Origin of the sequence: Mesorhizobium sp. M0195, assembly GCF_040322115.1 — a bacterium.
Lineage (GTDB): Bacteria > Pseudomonadota > Alphaproteobacteria > Rhizobiales > Rhizobiaceae > Mesorhizobium.
This window is the reverse complement of record NZ_JAMYSV010000097.1, coordinates 1-642: the sequence shown is the minus strand read 5'-3', so window position 1 is coordinate 642 and position 642 is coordinate 1. Positions and strand designations below refer to the sequence as shown.

1 protein-coding gene is annotated in these 642 nt (G+C 55.9%); it reads right to left on the bottom strand.

From position 1 onward, the window contains the following. Window positions 1-642: aminotransferase class III-fold pyridoxal phosphate-dependent enzyme (locus tag NKJ12_RS32175; protein WP_352707747.1), on the bottom strand; the 642-nt coding region annotated here is incomplete at both ends.

Sequence of the window (642 nt, the reverse complement as noted above, 5' to 3'; positions counted from 1 at the left end):
TCACCGAAGGGGAGCGAGAGAGAGAGAAGGCCGCGTGGCGCCACATAGAAGCCGCGCAGCAGCATCTCCACGTGCCAAAGCTCCAGCCAGCGTACGTCTCTTTCCTTAAGTTGCGCCGGTGTCTCAACCACGCCCTCTACAAAATGCAGATTCATCAGCGATCCTTGGCCGAGTACTGTGGCAGCAACCGCATGCCGCTCGAGAGCTGCGTTCATCTCGCTTCGCAACCAGTCGCCTGTGGCATTCACTTTTCGGCTTGCTTCTTCAGTCAGAACTTTTGTGAAGCCAGCCAATCCCGCAGCCATGCTTAGAACGTTGTTGTTGAAGGTGCCGCTATGTGACAACGAATTGGCACGTGCAGGATCAAAGCGATCCATGATCGAAGCCTTACCGCCGAAAGCGCCGAAGCTTGCGCCGCCGCCGAGATACTTTCCAAGCGTGACCATATCGGGACGGATTCCGAGTTCACCGTGCAACGCTCTATAGCCTAGACGTGACGTTTGCACCTCGTCGAAGATCAAGATGACACGGAGTTCGTCAGCCAAATCGCGGATACGCGGAAGGAATGTTGGCTTGGCGACAATGCAGCCTCCGGCTCCCAACATTGGCTCCAAGATAATCGCAGCGAGTTCATCCGCATTC